Source organism: Lysobacter sp. TAB13, from assembly GCF_052113885.1.
GTDB lineage: Bacteria > Pseudomonadota > Gammaproteobacteria > Xanthomonadales > Xanthomonadaceae > Lysobacter > Lysobacter gummosus.
This window is the reverse complement of sequence record NZ_JBFRDR010000281.1, coordinates 1-408: the sequence shown is the minus strand read 5'-3', so window position 1 is coordinate 408 and position 408 is coordinate 1. Positions and strand designations below refer to the sequence as shown.

Annotated in this window: 1 protein-coding gene; it reads right to left on the bottom strand. The window is 63.7% G+C overall.

Annotation, left to right across the window (positions count from 1 at the left end):
• Positions 1-408 (bottom strand): carbohydrate ABC transporter permease (locus AB4Y92_RS26175; RefSeq protein WP_441822276.1); only part of this gene is annotated, 408 nt, incomplete at both ends.

The window sequence follows — 408 nt, the reverse complement described above, 5'->3', positions numbered from 1 at the left end:
GTAGCGGATGCCGAGCGTCGCCAGCACATGGTTCAGGTCACCCGGCCCACCGCCGGTGAGCAGGTAGACGCTGTTGAAGTCGCCCAGCGTCCAGATCATCGAGAGCATGGTCGAGGTGACGTAGAGCGTTGCCAGCGACGGCCAGGTGATGAAGCGGAACTGCTGCCACCCGTTGGCGCCGTCGACGCTCGCGGCCTCATAGAGATCCTGCGAAATCGCCAGCCGGCCGGTGACCAGGATCAGCGTCCAGAACGGCAGCGACTTCCAGATATGGACCATGATCGAGCTCGCGAAGGCGAGTGTCGGGTCGGTGAGCCAGCCCGGCCCCTCGACGATGCCGAACCAGTGAAAGAGCTGCTGGTTGAGCATGCCGTTCTCCGGGTTCAGCATCACCCGGAAGGACAGGAT